The organism is Variovorax sp. 350MFTsu5.1 (assembly GCF_048302515.1).
Lineage (GTDB): Bacteria > Pseudomonadota > Gammaproteobacteria > Burkholderiales > Burkholderiaceae_C > Variovorax > Variovorax guangxiensis.
Window position 1 is genome coordinate 1,898,632 of record NZ_CP157620.1, and the last position, 20,025, is coordinate 1,918,656.

22 protein-coding genes are annotated in these 20,025 nt (G+C 69.3%); 9 read left to right on the top strand and 13 right to left on the bottom strand.

The window, feature by feature from the left end:
* Position 1: 1 nt before the first annotated feature.
* The gene (locus tag ABL843_RS08305) at positions 2–1,186 is read left to right on the top strand and encodes an FAD-dependent monooxygenase (protein ID WP_418119550.1); all 1,185 of its coding nucleotides are present in this window, start codon (positions 2–4) and stop codon (positions 1,184–1,186) included.
* Between the two features lie 25 nt (positions 1,187–1,211).
* On the opposite strand, the gene ABL843_RS08310 is transcribed toward ABL843_RS08305, so the two are convergent.
* The 8 genes from ABL843_RS08310 to ABL843_RS08345 all read right to left on the bottom strand — a co-directional run bounded on the left by ABL843_RS08310 (position 1,212) and on the right by ABL843_RS08345 (position 8,479).
* Positions 1,212–2,462, bottom strand: a complete 1,251-nt coding sequence (locus ABL843_RS08310; RefSeq protein ID WP_418119551.1) for an SMI1/KNR4 family protein — start codon at positions 2,460–2,462, stop codon at positions 1,212–1,214.
* A gap of 128 nt (positions 2,463–2,590) precedes the next feature.
* Positions 2,591–3,442, bottom strand: a complete 852-nt coding sequence (gene kynA, locus ABL843_RS08315; RefSeq protein ID WP_126022711.1) for a tryptophan 2,3-dioxygenase — start codon at positions 3,440–3,442, stop codon at positions 2,591–2,593.
* 19 nt (positions 3,443–3,461) lie between these two features.
* Positions 3,462–3,947, bottom strand: coding sequence for a hypothetical protein (locus ABL843_RS08320; protein ID WP_418119552.1), 486 nt, complete (start codon positions 3,945–3,947; stop codon positions 3,462–3,464).
* Positions 3,948–3,960: 13 nt separating this feature from the next.
* On the bottom strand, positions 3,961–5,238 hold the full coding sequence (kynU, locus tag ABL843_RS08325) for a kynureninase (RefSeq protein WP_418119553.1): 1,278 nt from the start codon (positions 5,236–5,238) through the stop codon (positions 3,961–3,963).
* A gap of 10 nt (positions 5,239–5,248) precedes the next feature.
* On the bottom strand, positions 5,249–5,902 hold the full coding sequence (gene kynB / locus ABL843_RS08330) for an arylformamidase (protein WP_126022714.1): 654 nt from the start codon (positions 5,900–5,902) through the stop codon (positions 5,249–5,251).
* An 83-nt stretch (positions 5,903–5,985) separates the two neighbouring features.
* Positions 5,986–6,291, bottom strand: a complete 306-nt coding sequence (locus tag ABL843_RS08335; protein ID WP_418119554.1) for a YkgJ family cysteine cluster protein — start codon at positions 6,289–6,291, stop codon at positions 5,986–5,988.
* Positions 6,292–6,311: 20 nt separating this feature from the next.
* Positions 6,312–7,274 (bottom strand): ornithine carbamoyltransferase, encoded by a 963-nt coding sequence (gene argF / locus ABL843_RS08340; protein WP_126022716.1) that lies wholly within the window; start codon positions 7,272–7,274, stop codon positions 6,312–6,314.
* Positions 7,271–8,479, bottom strand: a complete 1,209-nt coding sequence (locus ABL843_RS08345) for an aspartate aminotransferase family protein (RefSeq protein ID WP_369659216.1) — start codon at positions 8,477–8,479, stop codon at positions 7,271–7,273. The genes argF and ABL843_RS08345 overlap by 4 nt, the downstream gene beginning before the upstream one ends.
* A gap of 161 nt (positions 8,480–8,640) precedes the next feature.
* Between ABL843_RS08345 and ABL843_RS08350 the strand changes: the two genes are divergently transcribed.
* Positions 8,641–8,970 carry a DUF3579 domain-containing protein gene (locus tag ABL843_RS08350; protein WP_093124243.1) on the top strand — a complete coding sequence of 110 codons (330 nt, stop codon included), beginning with the start codon at positions 8,641–8,643 and terminating at the stop codon, positions 8,968–8,970.
* A 156-nt stretch (positions 8,971–9,126) separates the two neighbouring features.
* Here ABL843_RS08350 and rpsT read toward each other — a convergent pair whose 3' ends face one another.
* Complete coding sequence (gene rpsT, locus ABL843_RS08355; protein ID WP_019654625.1) at positions 9,127–9,441, bottom strand: 30S ribosomal protein S20; 315 nt, start codon at positions 9,439–9,441, stop codon at positions 9,127–9,129.
* 118 nt (positions 9,442–9,559) lie between these two features.
* Between rpsT and murJ the strand changes: the two genes are divergently transcribed.
* From murJ to ABL843_RS08390, 7 genes are all read left to right on the top strand, one after another.
* The gene (gene murJ, locus ABL843_RS08360) at positions 9,560–11,113 is read left to right on the top strand and encodes a murein biosynthesis integral membrane protein MurJ (protein WP_418119555.1); all 1,554 of its coding nucleotides are present in this window, start codon (positions 9,560–9,562) and stop codon (positions 11,111–11,113) included.
* An 82-nt stretch (positions 11,114–11,195) separates the two neighbouring features.
* The gene (locus tag ABL843_RS08365) at positions 11,196–12,047 is read left to right on the top strand and encodes a SirB1 family protein (RefSeq protein ID WP_418119556.1); all 852 of its coding nucleotides are present in this window, start codon (positions 11,196–11,198) and stop codon (positions 12,045–12,047) included.
* Position 12,048: 1 nt separating this feature from the next.
* A complete protein-coding gene (locus ABL843_RS08370; RefSeq protein WP_184635610.1) occupies positions 12,049–12,477 on the top strand; it encodes a bleomycin resistance protein in 429 nt (142 codons plus the stop codon).
* A 138-nt stretch (positions 12,478–12,615) separates the two neighbouring features.
* The gene (locus ABL843_RS08375; protein WP_019654629.1) at positions 12,616–13,047 is read left to right on the top strand and encodes a YciI family protein; all 432 of its coding nucleotides are present in this window, start codon (positions 12,616–12,618) and stop codon (positions 13,045–13,047) included.
* Between the two features lie 43 nt (positions 13,048–13,090).
* Positions 13,091–13,516: a YciI family protein gene (locus ABL843_RS08380; RefSeq protein WP_369659212.1), complete on the top strand. Its 426-nt coding sequence runs from the start codon at positions 13,091–13,093 to the stop codon at positions 13,514–13,516.
* A 17-nt stretch (positions 13,517–13,533) separates the two neighbouring features.
* The gene (locus ABL843_RS08385; RefSeq protein ID WP_418120450.1) at positions 13,534–14,805 is read left to right on the top strand and encodes an RNA polymerase sigma factor; all 1,272 of its coding nucleotides are present in this window, start codon (positions 13,534–13,536) and stop codon (positions 14,803–14,805) included.
* A 195-nt stretch (positions 14,806–15,000) separates the two neighbouring features.
* Positions 15,001–16,608, top strand: coding sequence for a M14 family zinc carboxypeptidase (locus ABL843_RS08390; RefSeq protein ID WP_418119557.1), 1,608 nt, complete (start codon positions 15,001–15,003; stop codon positions 16,606–16,608).
* Positions 16,609–16,614: 6 nt separating this feature from the next.
* Here ABL843_RS08390 and ABL843_RS08395 read toward each other — a convergent pair whose 3' ends face one another.
* The 4 genes from ABL843_RS08395 to ABL843_RS08410 all read right to left on the bottom strand — a co-directional run bounded on the left by ABL843_RS08395 (position 16,615) and on the right by ABL843_RS08410 (position 20,005).
* Positions 16,615–17,619: a GlxA family transcriptional regulator gene (locus tag ABL843_RS08395; RefSeq protein ID WP_418119558.1), complete on the bottom strand. Its 1,005-nt coding sequence runs from the start codon at positions 17,617–17,619 to the stop codon at positions 16,615–16,617.
* Positions 17,580–18,230, bottom strand: a complete 651-nt coding sequence (locus ABL843_RS08400) for a DJ-1/PfpI family protein (RefSeq protein ID WP_418119559.1) — start codon at positions 18,228–18,230, stop codon at positions 17,580–17,582. Before ABL843_RS08400 ends, ABL843_RS08395 begins: the two co-directional genes overlap by 40 nt.
* Entirely contained in the window at positions 18,227–18,787 is a 561-nt protein-coding gene (locus tag ABL843_RS08405; protein ID WP_418119560.1) for a cysteine hydrolase family protein, read from the bottom strand. Before ABL843_RS08405 ends, ABL843_RS08400 begins: the two co-directional genes overlap by 4 nt.
* Positions 18,788–18,913: 126 nt before the next feature.
* The gene (locus ABL843_RS08410) at positions 18,914–20,005 is read right to left on the bottom strand and encodes an AI-2E family transporter (protein ID WP_418119561.1); all 1,092 of its coding nucleotides are present in this window, start codon (positions 20,003–20,005) and stop codon (positions 18,914–18,916) included.
* Between the last annotated feature and the right edge of the window lie 20 nt (positions 20,006–20,025).

Here is a 20,025-nt window from a genome sequence, read left to right on the forward strand (position 1 = left end):
GATGCCCGCGCACATCCTCGTCGCCGGGGGCGGCATCGGGGGGCTGGCCACCGCGCTGGCACTCGCACAAGGTCGGCACCGGGCCGACGTCTTCGAACAGGCTGCGGCCTTCGGTGAAATCGGCGCCGGCGTGCAGCTGGGGCCCAACGCCACGAGGCGTCTTCAGAAACTCGACCTTGGCACCGGGCTCGCGGCCATCGCGGCGCGGCCCGAGGCGCTGGTGGTCCACAGCGCCGAAAGCGGCTCCGAGCTGGCCCGCATGCCGCTGGGCGACACCATGCAGCAGCGCTACGGCGCGCCCTACTTCTGCGTTCATCGAGCCGACCTCCACGGCCTGCTGCTGGAGTCCGTGCGCGCGCGCGGCACCGGCGCGCTGGTGACCGGTGCGCAGATCAGGCAGGTCGAGACCAGCGACGATCTCGTCTGCCTCTCGAGCACCGACGCGCGCGCCTGGGAGGGCGAGGCGGTGGTCGGGGCAGACGGCCTCTGGAGCATGGTGCGGCGGCAGCTCGACAGCCCCTCGGCGGCGCAGCCGCCGCGTGTCACCGGTCACACGGCCTGGCGCGCGCTGGTCGAGCAGTCGGCCTTGCCGGCTGAATTGCGGCGCGGCCGGGTCGATGTCTGGCTCGGCCCGCGCCTGCATGCGGTGGCGTATCCGGTGCGCGGCGGCGAATGGCTCAATGTGGTCGTGATCGCCGAATCCGCCCCGGCCGGCGACGCGCGCGACTGGGACCAGTCCACCAGCATCACCGCGCTGAAGCAGGCCATGGGCCGCAGCTGCGCCAGCCTGCAATCCCTGCTCGATGCCATGCCCGGCTGGCGCGCATGGTCGCTGGGCGATCGCGCGCCGATGACGGGCCCTGCCGACATGGCGCACGAACGCGTCGCGCTGGTGGGCGACGCGGCGCACCCCATGGTGCCGTACCTCGCGCAGGGCGCAGGCATGGCCATCGAGGACGCGGTGGCGCTCGCCGATGCACTTGGCGATGGCGATGCGGCCGACGTGCCCGCCGCCTTCGCCCGCTACGCCCAGACGCGCTGGGCTCGCAACGCGCAGGTGCAGGCGCGCGCACGCCGCAACGGCGAGATCTTCCACGCCACCGGCCCGGTGCGGCTGGGCCGCGACATGGCGATGCGCCTGCTCGGCGCGAAGCTGCTCGACCAGCCCTGGCTGTACGGCGGCTGAGCAGAGGCTGGGAGCGAAGGAACCTTCAGAGCCTGAAGGTCTGTAGATGCTCGATGCGCTCGGCCAGCCCTTCCTGTCCGAGATAGTGGCCGTACTTGCCGCCCTGCATCTTCGCGAGCGCGGTCTCCAGTTCGAGCAGCATCGCGTCGCGCTCCGCGACGAAGGCGGGCGGCACGTCGATACCCGCCTTCGCGCAGGCATCCGCGATCAGGTGCGCGCTCGCCGGCGCACCGCAGGCCGCGCACTTGACGATGGCCGCGACGTTGGGCTCGGCGCCGTTGTCAAGCAACGCACTTGTGAGCTCGGGCGAGATCTGCCCGTCGATGTTGCGCAGCGCATCGGCTGCCACCGGAGCACCCGCGCGCACCAGTGCCGATGCGGCGGCGAAGGCGCCCTGGCCCACGGCGACGTCGGTGGCCAGCGCGCTGCCCTGTTGCGGCCCGTCGAAGGCCACGCCCGCCGCGGCCAGTTCGGCGACCAGCCGGGCATCGTCCGTTCCGATCGCATGGCGCAGGGCCACGCGCGCCAGCTGCGGCTTGTGGCGCAGCGTGCCTTCGGCCAGCGGCGTGCGCCAGTCGACGACGGCGCGGCAGTAGAAGGTCACCAGCTTGTCCATCAGGTCGAAGTCCAGACCGTGCTCCTCGTGCCTGTCGTCGAGATAGGCGAGCAGCGTCTGGCCCGAGAAGTAGTCGCTGGTGGGCGCGAGCGGGTCTTCGTCCAGGCGCAGCGCCGCGAAGGCGCCGCGCAGGTCCGGTGCGATGGTGTTCACGCTGTCCTCGTGCAGCGCGTGCGTCCAGGCGGGCGGCAGGCCCTTCTTCCAGGCGACGATCTGCCCGTGCGCCGCGCCGGGCTCGACCACCGCGTAGATGCGGTCGGTGTACTCGAAGCCGCCGAAGGGCAGGTGCGTGAGCTTGCCGCTCCAGGGCGTGCCGCCTTCCTCGGCGGCCTCGCGGGCCAGTTCCTGCTCGTGCCCGATCCAGCCCTGCAGGTCGTCGTAGCCGTCGCTGCCGTTCCAGAAGAGCTCGCTCCAGCTGATGCCTTCGAGGTTGCCGTTCATCTCCAGCGAAAGGTCGTAGTCGAGGCGCCCGCCAGCGGTTTCCCGCCAGAGCGCGACCAGCGCTTCGGGAAGAGGGCCCGAGCAAAGTGCCTGCACCGCGTCGATTTCCTCCTGCGGCATCGGCGGCTGTGCCTCGAAGATCACGCGATCGGCGAAGAGCACGATGCCGTGCTCGCGCAGGGTGGCCAGCTCGTCGGGTGTGAACCGGATGTCGTTCATGTCGGCGCCTCCATCGTTTTCAAAAATGTAGCGCTTTGAGCTCGCGGGGCAATCCGGGCCACCCCAGCTTCATGAGGGCGTTTGCGGCGGGTGAGCAGCGTGCCGGTGCTTCACCCGCCGCGCGCAGGCTACAGGTCCGTGCGCAGCTTCCAGATTTCGGGGAACAGCACCACGTCGAGCATCTTGCGCAGGTAGCTCACGCCGCCGGTGCCGCCGGTGCCGCGCTTGAAGCCGATCACGCGCTCCACCGTCGTCACGTGGCGGAAGCGCCAGAGGCGGAAGGCGTCTTCCAGGTCGGTGAGCTTCTCGCCGAGCTGGTAGAGGTCCCAGTGATCGTGCGGGTTGCGGTAGACCGTGAGCCACGCGGCCTCCACGCCGTCGCTGGGTTCGTAGGGCTGGGTCCAGTCGCGCTCCAGCCGGTCGGCGGGCACGGGCAGGCCGTGGCGCGCGAGCAGGCGCAGCGACTCGTCGTACAGCGACGGCGCTCGGTAGGCGGCATCGACCTGTGCCAGCAGGTCGGCGCGGTGCGCGTGCGGCTTGAGCATGGCGGCGTTCTTGTTGCCGAGCGCGAATTCGATGCAGCGGTACTGCGCGCTCTGGAAGCCGCTGGAATTGGCGAGGTAGGGGCGCATCGCCGTGTACTCGGGCGGCGTCATGGTCGACAGCACGGTCCAGGCGTTGACCAGCTGTTCCATGATGCGGCTCACGCGCGCCAGCATCTTGAAGGCGTCGGGCAGCTTCTCTTCGGAAATGCAGGCGATGGCGGCGTGCAGTTCGTGCAGCATCAGCTTCATCCAGAGTTCGCTGGTCTGGTGCTGCACGATGAACAGCAGCTCGTCGTGCGCGGGCGACAGGGGATGCTGCGCGCTGAGGATCTCGTCGAGGTGCAGGTAGTCGCCGTAGCTCATGGACTTGCTGAAGTCCAGCTGGGCCTTCTCTTCGTGGACGATGTTCTCGGTCGTTGTCTTTTCGGTGCTCATGATGCTTGCTGGCAGGTGGTCATCGCCAGACCACGGCGGTGTAGGAGGGCAGGCCCATGCCGGTATCTTTCTTCGGATAGACGAAGCGCACGACTTCGTTGCCGCGCTTGAACTCCTGGTAGGTCTCCCCGCCGGGAATGCGGCCTTTCTCGCCGGGCTTGTAGCCGGTGTCGCGCGCTTCCTTCACGAGGCGCTCGAAGGCGGCCTTGTCGGTGAGGGTGAGCTGTATGCCGTCTTCCCCGCTGCGGCTGGCCACGTAGGTGGACTTCATCAGGCGCGTGGTCTGGCCGTCGACGAACTTCTCGTACTCGATCATGCTGACCTGGTCGGTCACGGTCTTGTCGGCATACGAGAAGCCTTGGCTCTTGACCTGCGCACGGAAGGCGTCGGGCGCCTGCTCGGCGAAGGCCTTGAGCTGCGGCAGCGTGAAGGCCGGCTGCTGTGCGAAGGCGGGCACCGCCAGCATCAGCAGCGCGGCCGAAAGGGTGAGCAGTCGATGTTTCATGGTCGGGCGCAACTCAGGTCACCGCGTTCTTGCGATTGAACTCGGGGCGCTGCCACTCGCCGGTCTCCAGCACCTGCACGAGGTGCTCGACCGAGTTCCACACGTCCTCGAAACCGATGTAAAGCGGCGTGAAGCCGAAGCGCAGGATGTCGGGCATCTGCGAGTCGCCGGCGCGGTAGTCGCCGATCACGCCGCGCGCGATCAAGGCTTGCACGATGGCGTAGGCGCCTTCCTCACGACTGAGGCACACCTGCGAACCGCGTTGCGCGTGCTCGCGCGGCGTGACCAGCGAGAGGCCCTGGCCGGCGCAGCGCTCCTCGACCAGCCTGATGAACATGTCGGTGAGCGCGAGCGACTTGGCGCGCAGCGCGGACATCGCACCGAAGTCACCGTTGAAGGACTCGGCCGCGAGCACCGTGTCGAGGCCACATTCGAGCCCGGCCAGCGCGATGATCGGCTGCGTGCCGCACAGATAGCGGCCCACGCCCGGGGCAGGGCGGTAGTGCGGCGTGAACTCGAAGGGCGCCGCGTGACCCCACCAGCCGGACAGCGGCTGCTCGAACTGGCCCGCGTGCTTCGTATGCACCCAGGCGAAGGCCGGTGCGCCGGGGCCGCCATTGAGGTACTTGTAGCCGCAGCCGATGGCGTAGTCGGCATTGCTGTCGTTCAAGGCCACGGGCACGGCGCCCGCACTGTGCGCAAGGTCCCATACCGTGAGCGCGCCCACGGCATGCGCGGCGGCGGTGACGGCCTTCATGTCGTGCATGGCGCCGGTGCGGTAGTTGACGTGCGTGAGCATCAGCACGGCCACGTCGCCTGTCAGTACGCCGGGCAATTCGCTCGCCTCGATCAGCTTCAGCGTGAAGCCGCGCTCGCGGCACAGCGATTCGGCGATGTAGAGGTCGGTCGGGAAGTTGCTGCGCTCGCTGATCACCAGCTTGCGGCCGCTGTCCTTCTGCTGCGAGAGCGCCGCGAACAGCACCTTGTAGAGGTTGACCGAGGTGCTGTCGGTGCACACCACCTCGCCGGGCGCGGCGCCGATCAGGCGGGCCACCTTGTCGCCCAGGCGCTGCGGCAGGTCGAACCAGCTCGCGGTGTTCCACGAGCGGATGAGGCCTTCGCCCCATTCCTGGGTCACCACTTCGGCGATGCGCGCCGGCGCGGCCTTGGGCATCACGCCGAGCGAGTTGCCGTCGAGGTACAGCACGCCCTCGGGAATGGTGAATTGGTCGCGCAGGGCGCGCAGCGGGTCTTGCGCGTCTAGCGCGCGGCAATCTGCAAGAGTCGTCATGGTGGAGGTTTCAGCGAGGGAGTTCGCGCAGCACGGCGCGAACGGGGGAGGCATCGGCGCTCACCAGCTTGAGCGGCAGCGCGATGAGTTCGTAGTCGCCTTCGGGCACGTCGTCGAGCACGAGGTTCTCGAGCACGCGCAGGTCGAGGCGGCGGATGCGTTGGTGGCTTTCCAGCGTCTTGCTGTCGGCCGGGTCGATGCTGGCGGTGTCAATGCCGATGAGCTTCACGCCCATGGCGGCGAGGCGCTCGACTGTGGCGGGAGCATAGGCCGCGAGCTGCGGGTCCCAGCGGCCGACCGGCATGGTCGTGTAGGTGCGCACCAGCACGCGCGGGGGCAGGGTGCTGTCGACGGCGTGGGCAATGTGGTCCCACTCGACCAGCGGCCCCTTGTCGATCGCGTGAATCACGCGGCAGGGGCCGAGGAAGGGCGTGAGGTCGACGTCGCCGATGGTCTGGCCTTCGGGGTCGTAGTGCAGGGGCGCGTCGGCATGGGCGCCGACGTGGGGCGAGAGCTTGATCTCGCTGACGTTGACCGGGCAGCCCGGCGAGATGGTCGCGGCCCAGCGCTGCTGGTAGGGCGTGTCGCCGGGAAAGACCGGCGCGCCTTCATGCACGGGCGGCGAGATGTCCCAGATCTGGAGGCGGGGTTGCTGTGAACGCATGGCGCGAAGTTAGCGCCGGGCGAGGGGTCGTGGTGTCGGTTATTTCCAACACCAGACGTGACGAGTTGAAGCCGGGGCCGCGATCAGTGCAACGCCGGAAGGCCATGCCGGGCCCGCGCCCGCTCGCAGGCATCGCTGCCGGCCTCGAGCTCGTGGCAAGGATTGGGGCGCCACTCGTAGATGCCGCAGCCCACGGACTGGCCGATCTTTCCGGTGAGTGCCGCGCATCGCGGCGAGGCATGGTCGGTGCCGCGCATGCGGCAGATGGCGTCGTTCACCTCGACGGCGAGGCCCGAGGGCACCTTGCCGCCGTTGTCGTCGAGTTCATGCACGCTGAAGTCGACGCGGTAGCTGGCGCAGCAGGCGCCGCATTGCTGGCAATCGGACATGTTGCGGCGCCTTTGCCGGCTCAGAGCCTGCCCAGCAGCAGGAACTCCATCAGCGCCTTCTGGGCGTGCAGGCGGTTCTCTGCCTCGTCCCACACCACCGACTGCGGCCCGTCGATGACCTCGGCCTGCACTTCCTCGCCGCGGTGGGCGGGCAGGCAGTGCATAAAGAGGGCGTCGGGCTGGGCCGCGCGCATCATTTCCTCGTCGACGCACCAGTCGGCGAAAGCCTTGCGGCGGGCCTCGTTCTCGGCCTCGTAGCCCATGCTGGTCCAGACGTCGGTGGTGACGAGGTCGGCGCCGCGGCAGGCTTCCATCGGGTCCTTGAAGACCTTGTAGCTGTCGCCCGAGCGGATGCCGGCGATCGACTGGTCGACCTCGTAGCCGCTGGGCGTGCTCACGTGTACCGTGAAGCCCAGGATTTCGGCCGCCTGCAGCCAGGTGTTGGCCATGTTGTTGCCGTCGCCGACCCACGCCACCGTCTTGCCCTTCAGGCAGGAAAGTGCGTCGCCTCCGGCACCGCGTGACCCGCGGTGTTCGATGTACGTGAAGATGTCCGCCAGGATCTGGCAGGGGTGGAACTCGTTGGTCAGGCCGTTGATGACGGGCACGCGCGAGTGCGCGGCGAAGGCGTCGATCTTGGTCTGCTCGTAGGTGCGGATCATCACCAGGTCGACCATGCGGCTGATGACCTTGGCGCTGTCCTCGATGGGCTCGGCGCGGCCGAGTTGGCTGTCGCCGGTGGTCAGGTGCACCACGCTGCCGCCCAACTGGTACATGCCGGCCTCGAAGCTCACGCGGGTGCGCGTGCTGGCCTTCTCGAAGATCATGGCCAGCGTGCGGTCGACCAGCGGCTGGTGCTTCTCGTAGGTCTTGAACTTCTTCTTGATGATCGCCATGCGATCGAAGAGGTAGGCGTATTCGTCGGCCGTGAAGTCCGAGAACTGCAGGTAGTGCCGGATGGCTGCGGGCGCGGTCGTCGTCATTGGGCTGCAGGCTCCGAGAGGAAGTTTTTGACGATGGGCGCGAGGATCGCGACGATCTCGTCGGCCTCGGCGATGCTCAGGATGAGCGGCGGCACGAGGCGGATCACCTTGTCGGCCGTCACGCTCAGCAGCAGGCCGGCGTCGCAGGCGCGGTTGAGGATCACGCCGCAGGGACGGTCGAGCTCGATGCCGATCATCAGGCCCTGACCGCGGATTTCCTTCACGCCGGGCAAGCCGCCGAGCTCGCGCTCCAGCGCCGCCTTCAGGTGGGCGCCCACGGTGGCGGCATTCTCGAGCAGGTTCTGCTCTTCCATGATGCGGATGGTCTCGACGCCGGCGCGCATGGCCAGCGGGTTGCCGCCGAAGGTGGTGCCGTGGTTGCCCGGGCCGAAGATGTTGGCGGCCTTGGGGCCGGCCACCACTGCGCCGATCGGCACGCCCGAGCCCAGGCCCTTGGCCAGCGGCATCACGTCGGGCTTGATGCCCGCCCACTGGTGCGCGAACCACTTGCCGGTGCGGCCCATGCCGCACTGCACTTCGTCGATCATCATGAGCCAGTCGCGCTCGTCGCACAGCTGGCGCACCTGCTTGAGGTATTCCCAGCGCATCGGGTTGATGCCGCCTTCGCCCTGGATGGTTTCGAAGAACACGGCGACCACGTTCGGGTTGCCTTCGGTCGCCTTCTTCAGCGCCTCGATGTCATTCAGCGGAACGCGGATGAAGCCCTCGACCAGCGGGCCGAAGCCGGCCTGCACCTTGGGATTGCCCGTGGCCGAGAGGGTGGCGATGCTGCGGCCGTGGAAGGCGGCTTCGTAGACGACGATCTCGGGGCGCTCGATGCCCTTGTCGTGCCCGAACTTGCGCGCCAGCTTGAGGGCGGCTTCGTTGGCTTCGAGGCCGGTACAGCAGAAGAAGGCGTTGGTCAGGCCCGAGAGCTCGGTCAGCTTGGTGGCGAGCTGTTCCTGGCCGGGCACGTGGTAGTAGTTGGAGCTGTGGATCAGCTTGGTCAGCTGGTCCTGCAGGGCCGGCACCAGCTCGGGGTGGTTGTGGCCCAGCGTGTTCACCGCGATGCCGCCGAGGCCGTCGAGGTAGGCCTTGCCCGCGGTATCCCAGACTCGGCAACCCTGACCGTGCGACAGTGCGATCGGCAGGCGACCGTAGGTGTTCATGACGTGGGGCGAGGTGGGCTGGGCGGTAGCGCTCATTCGGGTTCTCCAGATAGGGAAGGCGGATTCTAGGCGCGTGGTTTGACGGCTTCGTTGAGGATTGCGCATCACAGCAATGCCCCATGTTCAGGATGCAAAAAGGGGCGCGGATAGAATCGCTTGCTGCACCGCAGCACCTGCTCCGGTCGCTTCATTCAACGATGATTTCCCCCACAGCCAAAGAAATCTTCATCCAGGGCATCACCAAGGATGGCCGGACCTTCCGCCCGAGCGATTGGGCCGAGCGTCTGGCCGGTGTCATGTGCTCTTTTCGCCCTGGTGGCGCCTACCCGGGCAGCCACCTGAGCTATTCGCCCTGGTGCATTCCGACGACCATCAACGGCGTGAAATGCGTGGTCGTGAACCGCGCGCTGCGCGATGCCGAGCCGATGGCCTGGGACTTCTGCGTGAACTTCGCAAGGGACAACGATCTTCAGGTGGCCGAAGCCTGCCTGGTGCCCGACGCACCGATCCCCCCCAAAAAGGCCTGACAAGGCCTTTTTCTTTGCCCGTAATCCGGGTTCGCCAGGAACTGCAAACCGATCGGGCATGAAAAAACCGCCCGAAGGCGGTTTTTCACTTTGCTGCAGCGCACCCCGATCAAACGGCGGACCGGAGGATTCCGGTCCGGGCTTGCCTGACAGGTGTCAGGCGGCGGCCTTTGCAGGCGCGAGGGCGAGGGCCTTGACCTTGGCCGACAGGCGGCTCTTGTCGCGGGCGGCCTTGTTCTTGTGGAAGATGCCCTTGTCGGCGATCGCGTCGACGATGCTCTGGGCCTTCGCGAACAGCTCGCTTGCCTTGGTCTTGTCGCCAGCCAGAACAGCCTTTTCGACGTTCTTGACAGCGGTACGGTACTTGGAACGCAGCGAGGTGTTCGCAGCGTTCAGCTTGGTGTCCTGGCGGACGCGCTTACGGCCGGAGGCGAGGCGCGGGTTCTTTTTCTTGGGCTTGGCGGATGCCATGATTTATGTCCTTAGGTGTCTGAGGATGATGCAGCAAAGCCCTCCATTATAGGCCGGGTTGGCTTTTCCGCCGAATCCGGGCGTTTCGGGGCTCCGGCGGGGCCTAAACTCGGCCCCCGTGTCCCTGCTCAAATCCGCCTCCACCGTCTCCCTGCTGACCCTCGCCTCGCGGATCACGGGCCTCGTGCGCGACGTGCTCTTCGCCTCGGTTTTCGGCGTCAGCGCGCTCACCGACGCCTTCAACGTCGCGTTCCGCATCCCGAACCTGTTCCGGCGGGTCTTCGGCGAAGGCGCCTTCAGCCAGGCCTTCGTGCCGGTGCTGGCCGCCCGCAAGACCGAAGCGGGCGACGAGGGCGCCCGCCAGCTCATCGACCACGTCGCCACGCTGCTGACCTGGACGCTGGTGATCGTCTGCGTGGCCGGCGTGGTCGGCGCGCCGCTGCTGGTCTGGGCCATGGCCAGCGGGCTGCCGGGCTTCGAGGCGGCCGTGGTCATGACGCGGTGGATGTTCCCGTACATCGGCTTCATGTCGCTGGTGGCGCTGGCGGGCGGCATTCTCAACACTTGGCGCAAGTTCGCGGTGCCGGCGGCGTCGCCGGTGCTGCTGAACGTGGCGCTGATCCTGTCGATCCTGGTCGGCGCGCCGCTTTTCAGGCACTGGGGCATCGAGCCGATCTACGCCCAGTGCGTGGGCGTCATGGCCGGCGGCGTGCTGCAGCTGGCCCTGCAGATTCCCGCATTGCGCAAGCTGGGGCTGCTGCCGCGCCTGGGCCTGAGCCTGCGGGCCCTGCGCACCGCCTGGACCGATCCGAACACGCGCAAGGTGCTCAAACTGATGCTGCCCGCGCTGCTGGGCGTGAGCGTGGCGCAGATCTCGCTGCTCATCAACACGCAGATCGCCTCCCATCTGGCGGTGGGCAGCGTCACCTGGATCACCAATGCCGACCGGCTGATGGAATTCCCCACCGCCATGCTCGGCGTGGCGCTGGGCGTGGTGCTGATGCCGCAACTGGCCGGCGCCCGCGCAGCCAAGGACGACGCGCGCTATTCCTCGCTGCTCGACTGGGGCCTGCGCCTCGTGGTGCTGCTGTCGGCGCCGTGCGCCATCGCCTTGCTGCTCTTCGCCAAGCCGCTGGTGGCGGTGCTCTTCCACAACGGCGCGTATTCGGGCGAGGACGTGGGCCGGACCACCCTGGCGCTGATGGGCTACGGCGTCGGTCTCGTCGGCATCGTGGCCGTGAAGGTGCTCGCGCCGGGCTACTACGCCAAGCACGACACGCGCACCCCGATGCTCATCGCGGTGGGCGTGCTGGTGCTGACGCAGATCCTCAACGTGTTCCTGGTGCCGGTGCTGCAGCACGCGGCGCTCACGCTGACCATCGCCATCGGGGCGCTGGTGAATTCGGCCTGGCTGCTGGTCGGGCTGATCCGCCGCGGCAGCTACAAGCCCGAGCCGGGCTGGGGGCGGTTCGCGCTGCAGGTCGTCGCGGGCACGGCGGTGCTCGCGGGCCTGCTGGTCTGGGGCTCGGCGCATTTCGACTGGGTCGCCCTGCGCGAGCAGCGCCTGCTGCGCATCGGCCTGCTGGCCGCGCTGATCGCCGGCTCGGCGCTGCTGTATTTCGGCGTGCTGGCGGCGGTCGGCGTGCGGCTGCGCAGCTTCATCCGCCGCTGACGCCCCGCCGGGGCTTTCCAGGCGGGCGCAATCCGCGTGTGCCCCTTCTTGACGCTCCGGAAATGCTCCTCTACAAAGCCACATGACGTTCAGCTTTCAGGTTCCAACCGCCCTGGAGTATTTCGAGTCGCTGGTGCGCAGCGACGACCAGTTTCCGCTGCTCGAAGCCGCCGCCAGCCTGGCGCAGGACGAATACCCCGATCTCGACGTGCAGCAGGTGCTGGGCGACGTCGACCAGCTCCTGGCGCGCCTGCGCCGCCGCCTGCCCGCCGATGCCGCACCGCTGGCCCGTCTGCGGGCGCTGAACCAGTTCTTCTTCAACGACCTGAACTTCGGCGGCAACGTCAACGACTACTACGACCCCGACAACAGCTACCTGAACGCCGTGCTGCGCACCCGCCGCGGCATCCCGATCTCGCTGGCCGTGCTCTGGATGGAGCTGGCGCAGGGCCTGGGCCTGCAGGCGCGCGGCATCGGCTTTCCGGGGCACTTCATGCTCAAGGTGACGCTGCCCAAGGGGCAGGTGGTGATCGACCCGTTCACCGGCAAGTCGTTGTCGCGCGAGGAGCTCGGCGAGCGGCTTGAGCCCTACAAGCGCAGCAACGGCCTGGTCGGCGACTTCGACGTGCCGCTGGGCCTGTACCTGCAGCCCGCCAGTTCGCGCGAAATCATTGCCCGCATGCTGCGCAACCTGAAGGAAGTGCACCACGCGCAGGAAGACTGGCAGCGTGTCATCGCCGTGCAGGACCGCCTGATCGCGCTGCTGCCCAGTGCCTGGGGCGAGTACCGCGACCGCGGCATCGCGCACGCGGAGCAGGGCAACACGGCATCGGCCGTGCGCGACCTCGAAACCTACCTGGCGAAGGCCGAGGACGCCCTGGACATCGACGCGATCGCCGAGCGCGTCGCCGCCCTGCGCCGCATGGCGAGCTGAAATGAGCATGCAGGCCGGCGTGAGCCCCGCGCCCGACCTGGGCACGCTGCACGAATTCCACGGCGTGCAGCCCGTGCTGCCGGTGTCCGACGTCACCCGCGCCGCGCGCTGGTTCCGCGACGTGCTGGGCTTCGAGCTCGACTTCATCGCCGGCGAGCCGCCCAGCTACGCGCGGGTGAAGAAGGGCGATCGCAGCTACGGCGACCCGGTCTATCTGCGCCTCTGGCAGTGCAACGCGCGCGAGGCCACGCCCTGGCGCGGCGAGATCGTGATCCACGTCGGCAAGGACATCGACGGCCTGCATGCCGCCTACGTGAAGCGCGGCGTGGTGGTCATCGAGCCACCCGTCTCCCAGCCCTGGGGGCTGCGCGAATTCGCGATCCGGGAGCCGGACGGCCATGTGCTGCGCTTCTGCGGCTATCTGCCCTGAAATCTCAATTTCAGAAACACAAAATTACAAATAGATCGATGCATCCGTGTCGATCAGGCTTCCGCTCGTCCGACGTGTGAACAGGAGCAGGCAGATTCCGACGCCGCTTCACCACCATCAACCTTCAGGAGAAACGACATGCGATTCATGATTCTGGTCAAGGCCAACGCCGATTCCGAAGCCGGCGTGATGCCCAGCACCGAAATCCTCACCGCCATGGGCAAGTTCAACGAAGAACTGGTCAAGGCCGGCGTGCTGCTGGCGGGCGAGGGCCTGCACCCCAGTTCCAAGGGCGTGCGCGTGCGCTGCGAGGGCCCGACCAAGCGCACCGTCATCGACGGCCCCTTCGCCGAGACCAAGGAACTGCTGGCCGGCTTCTGGCTGTTCCAGTGCAAGTCGAAGGAAGAGGCCATCGAGTGGATCAAGCGCAGCCCCTTCCAGGAAGGCGAGATCGAGATCCGCCAGGTGTTCGAGGCCGCCGATTTCGGCGACTCCATGACCCCCGAACTGCTCGCCCAGGAAGACCGCCTGCGCGCCGAGACCGAGGCCCGCACCAAGGCCGGTGGCTGAACCGGCCGCCCGTGCAACCCGACCGAACCCAAGGAGACGCACCATGCGATTCATGCTGCTGATGATTCCCCACGGCTACGAGACCGCCGCGCCCGGCACCATCCCCGACGACGTCGAGGCGGTGTCGGCCATGATGGCCTACAACGAGTCGCTGCAGAAGGCCGGCGTGCTGGTCAGCTGCGACGGCCTGCACCCGCCCTCCATGGGCGCGCGCGTGAGCTTCAGGAACCGCAAGCCCAAGGTCGTCGACGGCCCCTTCGCCGAGGCGAAGGAAGTGCTCGGCGGCTTTTGGATCATCGACGTGCCCTCGCGCGCCGCCGCCATCGAATGGGCCAGCCGCTGCCCCGGCGGCGACAACGAGGTCATCGAGGTGCGCCAGATCCAGGAGATGGAAGACTTTCCGGCCGACGTGCAGGCGGTGGCCGGCGAATTCACGTCGATGCAGACGGTGAAGAAGACCGGCGCATGAGCCAGGCCGGGGGCCGCATGGACACGGCCGCCATCCACCGCACCATCGAGGCGGTGTGGCGCATCGAGTCCGCGAAGATCATCGCCACCGTCGCGCGCATGGTGCGCGACGTGGGGTTGGCCGAAGAGCTGGCCCAGGACGCGCTGGTCTCGGCCCTGGAGCAATGGAGCGAATCGGGCGTGCCCGACAACCCCGCCGCCTGGCTCACGGCCGTGGCCAAGCGCCGCGCCCTCGACCGCCTGCGCCACCTGCAGCTGGCCGAGCACAAGTCCGGCGAGATCGGCCGCGAGCTCGACGCGCGGCACGAGATGGCGCAGGACGACTTCGCCGAGGCAGTCGATGCCGCACTCGACGACGACATCGGCGACGACCTGCTGCGGCTGGTGTTCACCGCCTGCCACCCGGTGCTCTCGACCGAGGCGCGGGTGGCGCTCACGCTGCGGGTGATGGGCGGCCTGACCACCGACGAGATCGCGCGCGCCTTCCTCGTGCCCGAGGCCACGGTGGCGCAGCGCATCGTGCGCGCCAAGCGCACCCTGGCCGAGGCGCGCGTGCCCTTCGAGGTGCCGCGCCGGCACGAACTGGAGGCGCGGCTGGCCTCGGTGCTGGAGGTGATCTACCTGGTCTTCAACGAAGGCTACTCGGCCACCGCCGGCGACGACTGGATGCGCCCCGCGCTGTGCGAAGAGGCGCTGCGCCTCGGCCGCATCGTGGCCGAGCTGGTGCCGAAGGAATCGGAAGTGCACGGGCTGGTCGCGCTGATGGAAATCCAGGCCTCGCGCACCGCCGCGCGCATGGGGCCCTCGGGCGAGCCGGTGCTGCTGCTGGAGCAGAACCGCGCGCGCTGGGACCAGATGCTGATCCGCCGCGGCCTCGCCGCACTCGCGCGAGCCGAGTCGCTGGGCGGGGCGCTCGGCCCCTATGCGCTGCAGGCCGCCATCGCCGCCTGCCACGGCCGCGCGCGCACCGCCGGCGAAACCGACTGGGGGCGCATCGCCGCGCTCTACGATGCGCTGGCCGAACTCACACCGTCGCCCATCGTCGAGCTCAATCGCGCGGTGGCGTTGTCGATGGCCTTCGGCCCGGCGGCCGGGCTGGAGGTGGCCGATGCGCTGCTGGACGAGCCCGCGCTCAAGGGCTACCACCTGCTGCCGACCGTGCGCGGCGACCTGCTCTTCAAGCTCGGCCGCCTCGACGAGGCGCGCCGGGAGTTCGACCGCGCCGCGGCGCTCACTCGCAACACCCGCGAACGTGCGCTGCTGCTGGCGCGCGCCCGGGCTTGTACTTGACTCGCCCCCAAGGCTTCGCGCACTTCGTGTCGCTGCGCCAACCCCCTTCCGGGGGCGATACCTGCGGCCTGGCGGAGCCGGTTCCGCGGTATCTCTGGAAGAAGAAGGCGCGCTTGCGGCCTTCGGATGGCGGTGCTGGTTGAACTGAACCACACCTGAATCTGCTGCGAGTCGGGCCGGAGGACAATGCGCGCCATGCTGCGCACCCCCTCCCTCCGCTTCCTGTGCGTTTCCGGCCTGGCCCTGCTGCCGACCGCCTCGGCCCTGGCCCAGTTCGATCCCGCCAAGGTGTGGACCGAGCCGCCGGCCATTGCCGCGCGCTTTCCCGATCCGCCGGTGAGCTACGCCACGCCCGGCTTTCGCCCGGGCCGCACCGACTTCCCCTCGCATGCCGAGCTGCTGGCCTTCCTGGACGAGCTGGCGCGCCAGTCGCCCAGCGTGCGCGTCGAGCGCATAGGGACGTCGCAGCAGGGCCGAGAGATGCCGCTGGTGGTGCTGGCCGAACAGGGCCGCGTCGACCCGGCCCGGCCCACGGTGATGGTGATCGGCCAGCAGCATGGCAACGAGCCGGCCGGCGGCGAGGCGGTGCTGGCGTTGGCGCAGCAGTTCGCCTCCGAGCCGGGCTCGGCGCTGCTGAAGAAGGTCAATCTGGTCCTGGTGCCGCGCGGCAACCCCGACGGCGCCGAGCGCTTCACCCGCGTCACCGCCAACGGCATCGATGTGAACCGCGACCACCTGCTGCTGCGCACGCCCGAGGCCCGCGTGATCGCGGCGGCCACCCTGCGCTACGCGCCGCAGGTGGTGCTCGACCTGCACGAGTTCACCGTCGGTGGCCGCTGGATCGACAAGTTCGGCGCCGTCATGAAGTACGACGGCCTGCTGCAGCCCGCCACCGTGGGCAACCTCGACGCCGCCATCGCCGCCAGCGCGCAGCGCGACTACGTCGACGCCATCCAGGCCGCCTTCTCGCGCGCGGGCCTGCAGGGCTTCAAGTACCACACCACTTCCGGCGGCAAGGCGGACGACCGCACCGTGTCGATGGGCGGCGTGCAGCCCGACACCGGCCGCAACGTGAGCGCGCTGCGCCAGGCCGTGAGCCTGCTGCTCGAGGTGCGCGGCGTGGGGCTCGGCCGCGCGCATTTCGCGCGCCGCGTGCATACGCAGGTACTGGCGGCCACCACCGTGATCGAAACGGCGGCGCGGCAGGGGCCGGCGCTGATGCAGCTCACCGCCCAGGCCGGCCAGCGCGCGAAGGCCCAAGCCTGCCAGGGCGACGTGGTGGTCGAGGCCTGGCAGACGCCGACGCGGCAGCGCCTCGACTTCCTCGATGCCAGGACCGGCGAGGACAAGGCCGTCGACGTCGACTGGCGCGCCGCCGAGCCGCTGAAGATCGTCAATGCGCGCCCGCGCCCCTGCGGCTACCTGCTCGCTTCGAGCGAGACTGTGGCCGTGCAGCGTCTGCAGATGCTGGGCGTGCGCGTGGAGCGCATCGACAGCGCGGCGCCGTGGTCGGTGGAACGCTACGAAATCCTTTCGCAGACCGACGGCCAGCGGCAGGACGCGCGCGGCGCCATCGAGGATGGCGAGGCGATCCGCGCCTTCCGCGTGCGGCTGCGCCATGGCCGTGCGGTGGTGCAGCCGGGCAGCTTCTACGTGTCGCTGGCACAGCCGCTGTCGCCGCTGGTCAGCGCGGCGCTGGAGCCCGATTCGCAGAACAGCTATGCCGCCAACCGGCTGCTGGAGATCGGCGACGACAGGCTGCTGCGGGTGCCGGGGCCGGCTCCTGCGGGTGTCTGGCACTGAGCGGTGTCAGGTGCGGGAAGACGGGCCCGCTTCCGAGGGCGATCCCGGCAGCCCGAACTGGTGCCACGCGCGGCGCAGCTGCGTGTCGGAGCCGAAGCCCGACTGCTCCGCCGCCCGCGTCACGCTCGCACCCGAGGCCAGCGCCAGCTGCGCCGTCGCGAGCCGCAGCCGCCGCAGGTAGGCCAGAGGCGCCACGCCCGCATGCTCGACGAAGAGCCGCGTGAGGTGCCGCGCCGACGTATGCGCCACCTCGGCCATGCGCGGCACGTTCCAGTCGGCCTGCGGCCGTTCGCTCACGGCGTCCTGCACGCGGTGCAGCGCGGCGTGCAGGTGGTTGCGGTAGGCGAGGAAGGGCGACAGCTCCGGATCGTGCGGCCCGCGGCGCAGCGGCATCACCATCGACTGCGCGACCTGCGCCGCGAGCGCCTCACCGCACAGTTCGCCGATGCGATGCAGGATCAGGTCGATGCCGGTGGTCACGCCCGCGCTGCTGTAGAGCGGCGGATCGATCACGAACACGCGGTTGCTCACCACCTCGCAGCGCGGCTCCACCTCGCGCAGCTCGCCCAGGTGATGGTGGTGCGTGGTGGCACGCCGGCCCGCCAGTGCCCCGGCGTGCGCCGCCAGCACGGCGCCGGCGCACACCGTCACCAGCTCCAGTCGGCCGCGCTCGAAGCGCAGGCCGCGCAGCCAGTGCAACAGGTCCTGCGTCTGGGGGTTGTCGATGGCGATGGCGTCGCCGGGCAGGCCGACCAGCACGACCCAGCCGGGGCCGTCCCACGTCGTGGGCAGCGGCGAGAGCCCCGCGAGCGCCACGCCGACCGAGCCCATGGCCGTCGGCCGGGGGCTGGCGAATTCGATGGCGAAGCGCTCGGGCCGCCCCGCCGCGCGCAGCCGCTGGTTGGCGATGCGCAGCGCCTCCGCCGGCCCGGCCCAGTCGAGCACGAGGCTGCCGGGCAGGAGGACGAAGACTACGCGGATGGGGGCGGGCTCGGGTTGCTGCGGTTCCATTCGTAGTCCATCTGGCGCGCGGTGCGCTCGGCGAGTTCGAGCCCGGCCAGCCGTTCGACGAGATGCAGGCTCATGTCGATGCCGGCGCTGATGCCCGCGGAGCTGACGATGCGGCCGTTGTCGACCCAGCGCACGCCCTCGCGCACGTCGAGCGAGGGGAAGCGCTCGCGCAGCTCGGCGATGTCTTCCCAGTGGGTCGTGACCGGGTCGCTGGTCACCACGCCGCTTCGGGCCAGCAGGAAGGCGCCGGTGCAGACCGAGGCGACGATCTTCGCGCCGGCTGCCTGATCGGCTATCCAGCGCAGGGTGTCGGAGCAGGCCATCGGCGCGTCGACCACGCCGCCGGGAACGATCAGCACGTCGGCCGCCGGGCTGTCGGCCAGCGTGTGGCTGGCCAGCAGCCGGAGGCCTGCACGCGCCTGAACGGCCTGGCCTGCGGCGGCGTGGGCCACCGAAGCGACCTCGAAGAGCGCCGGCGAGCCCGGCCGCAGCCGCTGCCCGACCCGGCTCGCAGTGGTGAACACCTCGAAGGGGCCGGCGAAGTCCAGCGCCTCCACGCCGTCGAAGGCGAGGATCAGAACGCGCATGGCGGTGGCGTTCACGCCGTTCATGCCACGGCCCGTTCGAGCGCCTGCGCCACGGCGCAGACGGTGGCGAACCGCTCATGCAGCACGGCGGCCGTGCGGGCCTTGATGTCGGCGGCGGCGAGCGGGCTGCCGTCGGGATGCTTCATGTCGAAGGTGAGGGTGGCGTCGGTGACGTAGTCCACTTCCCAGCCCAGGTCGGAGGCGTGGCGGGTGGTGGTCTCGCAGCATTGCTCGGTGCGGATGCCGCTCACGATCAGCCGCCCGATGCCGTGCTGCGTGAGCCACACGTCCAGTCCGCTGTTGACCAGCGCGCTGTGGCGGTGCTTGGTGAAAGTGGCGGCCGCGTCGAAGGCGGCGAGGCCGCCGATGGGGCGCACGTGGCCCGATTCGACCGCGAAGGGGTTGCTCGCGTCGGAGGGCTCGTCGGTGTGGAAGACCCGCACGATGGGCAGGCTCGCGGCCGCGGCGCCTTCGATCAGCGCGTTCTGCGCGGCGAAGTAGGGCGCGGCCTGGCTTTCGTTCCAGTAGGCGCGCTGGCGGAACGACTCCTGGGCGTCGATCACTATCAGACAGGTTTTCATGGCGGGGCTCGCGGGCGGGAGCGGAGTGGATGATGCCGCTCATTCTTGCGGCGCGCCAGCTTCCGGTCCGCTCGGTGCCGGACCGGAATCGATCAGATCAGGACATCGGCCAGGGCGAAAGCCCCGTCAGACCAGGGAAGCCGCCTGCAGCTCTTTCTTCAGGTACGCGTAGTACAGCGGCGCCGCCACCAGCCCCGCGGGCCCGAAGACCGCCTCGGCCACGAACATCACCGCCAGCAGCTCCCACACGCTCATCTGCGTGCGCGCGCCCACCACCTTGGCGTTGATGACGTACTCGGCCTTGTGGATCACGATCAGGAAGATCAGGCAGGCCGCGGCCGTGACCGGCGACACCGACAGCCCCACCAGCGTGATCACCGAGTTGCAGACCAGGTTGCCCACGATCGGCACCAGTCCGGCCAGGAAGGTGAGGGTGATGAGCGCCGGCGTGTAGGGCAGGTGCGCGTCCCACAGCGGCATGACGAAGAGCAGGAAGATGGCCGTCAGCAGCGTGTTGAAGGCCGCGATCCAGAACTGGGCCGCCACGATCTGGGCGAAGGCCTCGCCGAAAGTCTGCACGCGCCGATGCAGCTGTTCGGCCAGCGGCAGGCGCCGCAGCGGCGCGTGGGCCACGGCGGCCAGGCTGCCGATGATCAGGCCCACGTACGAGAAAAGGATGCCGTGCAGCCACGCGCGCCCGGCCACGGCCAGCGAGCCGGCCTGCGCGCGCAGGTAGTTGGCGATCACGCGCTGCACCTCGGCCGCGCCCTCGGGCAGGTAGACGGCGATCTCCACCGGCAGCTTGGAGCGCAGCTCCAGTACGGTGCGCGCCGTGTAGTCGAGCAGCTCGCGGTACTGGTCGGGCGCATCGACGATGTATTCGCGGGCCTGCGACAGCCCCAGCGTGATCAGCGCGATGGGCGCCAGCAGCACCACCGTGACGGCCACCACGCCGGCCCAGCCCTGGGCGCTGCCGGGCCGCCTGGCCAGCGCCGGGATGCGCCCCAGCCCCGAGGCGAGCAGGCGCGCGAACCAGCGCGTGACGAGAAAGCCGATGCAAACGCACAGCAGCCCCGGCAGCAGATGCTCCCACATCACCAGCATCAGGGCGCCCAGCATCAGCAGGTAGCTGGCGATGGTCACGCCGCGCGGGGCGGCGGGGCGGATGGCGGGGGACGCCGATGAGGCTATGGGCGAGGGCTGCGGCTTGTTGGCCATCCGGTGCGGGTGCGTGCTCT

What these genes read in the sequence shown, in the direction of transcription:
- ABL843_RS08305 (WP_418119550.1), top strand. Translation starts at nt 2, where the DNA reads ATGCCCGCGCACATCCTCGTCGCCGGGGGCGGCATCGGGGGGCTGGCC.
- ABL843_RS08310 (WP_418119551.1), bottom strand. Translation starts at nt 2,462, where the DNA reads ATGAACGACATCCGGTTCACACCCGACGAGCTGGCCACCCTGCGCGAG.
- kynA (WP_126022711.1), bottom strand. Translation starts at nt 3,442, where the DNA reads ATGAGCACCGAAAAGACAACGACCGAGAACATCGTCCACGAAGAGAAG.
- ABL843_RS08320 (WP_418119552.1), bottom strand. Translation starts at nt 3,947, where the DNA reads ATGAAACATCGACTGCTCACCCTTTCGGCCGCGCTGCTGATGCTGGCG.
- kynU (WP_418119553.1), bottom strand. Translation starts at nt 5,238, where the DNA reads ATGACGACTCTTGCAGATTGCCGCGCGCTAGACGCGCAAGACCCGCTG.
- kynB (WP_126022714.1), bottom strand. Translation starts at nt 5,902, where the DNA reads ATGCGTTCACAGCAACCCCGCCTCCAGATCTGGGACATCTCGCCGCCC.
- ABL843_RS08335 (WP_418119554.1), bottom strand. Translation starts at nt 6,291, where the DNA reads ATGTCCGATTGCCAGCAATGCGGCGCCTGCTGCGCCAGCTACCGCGTC.
- argF (WP_126022716.1), bottom strand. Translation starts at nt 7,274, where the DNA reads ATGACGACGACCGCGCCCGCAGCCATCCGGCACTACCTGCAGTTCTCG.
- ABL843_RS08345 (WP_369659216.1), bottom strand. Translation starts at nt 8,479, where the DNA reads ATGAGCGCTACCGCCCAGCCCACCTCGCCCCACGTCATGAACACCTAC.
- ABL843_RS08350 (WP_093124243.1), top strand. Translation starts at nt 8,641, where the DNA reads ATGATTTCCCCCACAGCCAAAGAAATCTTCATCCAGGGCATCACCAAG.
- rpsT (WP_019654625.1), bottom strand. Translation starts at nt 9,441, where the DNA reads ATGGCATCCGCCAAGCCCAAGAAAAAGAACCCGCGCCTCGCCTCCGGC.
- ABL843_RS08365 (WP_418119556.1), top strand. Translation starts at nt 11,196, where the DNA reads ATGACGTTCAGCTTTCAGGTTCCAACCGCCCTGGAGTATTTCGAGTCG.
- ABL843_RS08370 (WP_184635610.1), top strand. Translation starts at nt 12,049, where the DNA reads ATGAGCATGCAGGCCGGCGTGAGCCCCGCGCCCGACCTGGGCACGCTG.
- ABL843_RS08375 (WP_019654629.1), top strand. Translation starts at nt 12,616, where the DNA reads ATGCGATTCATGATTCTGGTCAAGGCCAACGCCGATTCCGAAGCCGGC.
- ABL843_RS08380 (WP_369659212.1), top strand. Translation starts at nt 13,091, where the DNA reads ATGCGATTCATGCTGCTGATGATTCCCCACGGCTACGAGACCGCCGCG.
- ABL843_RS08385 (WP_418120450.1), top strand. Translation starts at nt 13,534, where the DNA reads ATGGACACGGCCGCCATCCACCGCACCATCGAGGCGGTGTGGCGCATC.
- ABL843_RS08390 (WP_418119557.1), top strand. Translation starts at nt 15,001, where the DNA reads ATGCTGCGCACCCCCTCCCTCCGCTTCCTGTGCGTTTCCGGCCTGGCC.
- ABL843_RS08395 (WP_418119558.1), bottom strand. Translation starts at nt 17,619, where the DNA reads ATGGAACCGCAGCAACCCGAGCCCGCCCCCATCCGCGTAGTCTTCGTC.
- ABL843_RS08400 (WP_418119559.1), bottom strand. Translation starts at nt 18,230, where the DNA reads ATGAACGGCGTGAACGCCACCGCCATGCGCGTTCTGATCCTCGCCTTC.
- ABL843_RS08405 (WP_418119560.1), bottom strand. Translation starts at nt 18,787, where the DNA reads ATGAAAACCTGTCTGATAGTGATCGACGCCCAGGAGTCGTTCCGCCAG.
- ABL843_RS08410 (WP_418119561.1), bottom strand. Translation starts at nt 20,005, where the DNA reads ATGGCCAACAAGCCGCAGCCCTCGCCCATAGCCTCATCGGCGTCCCCC.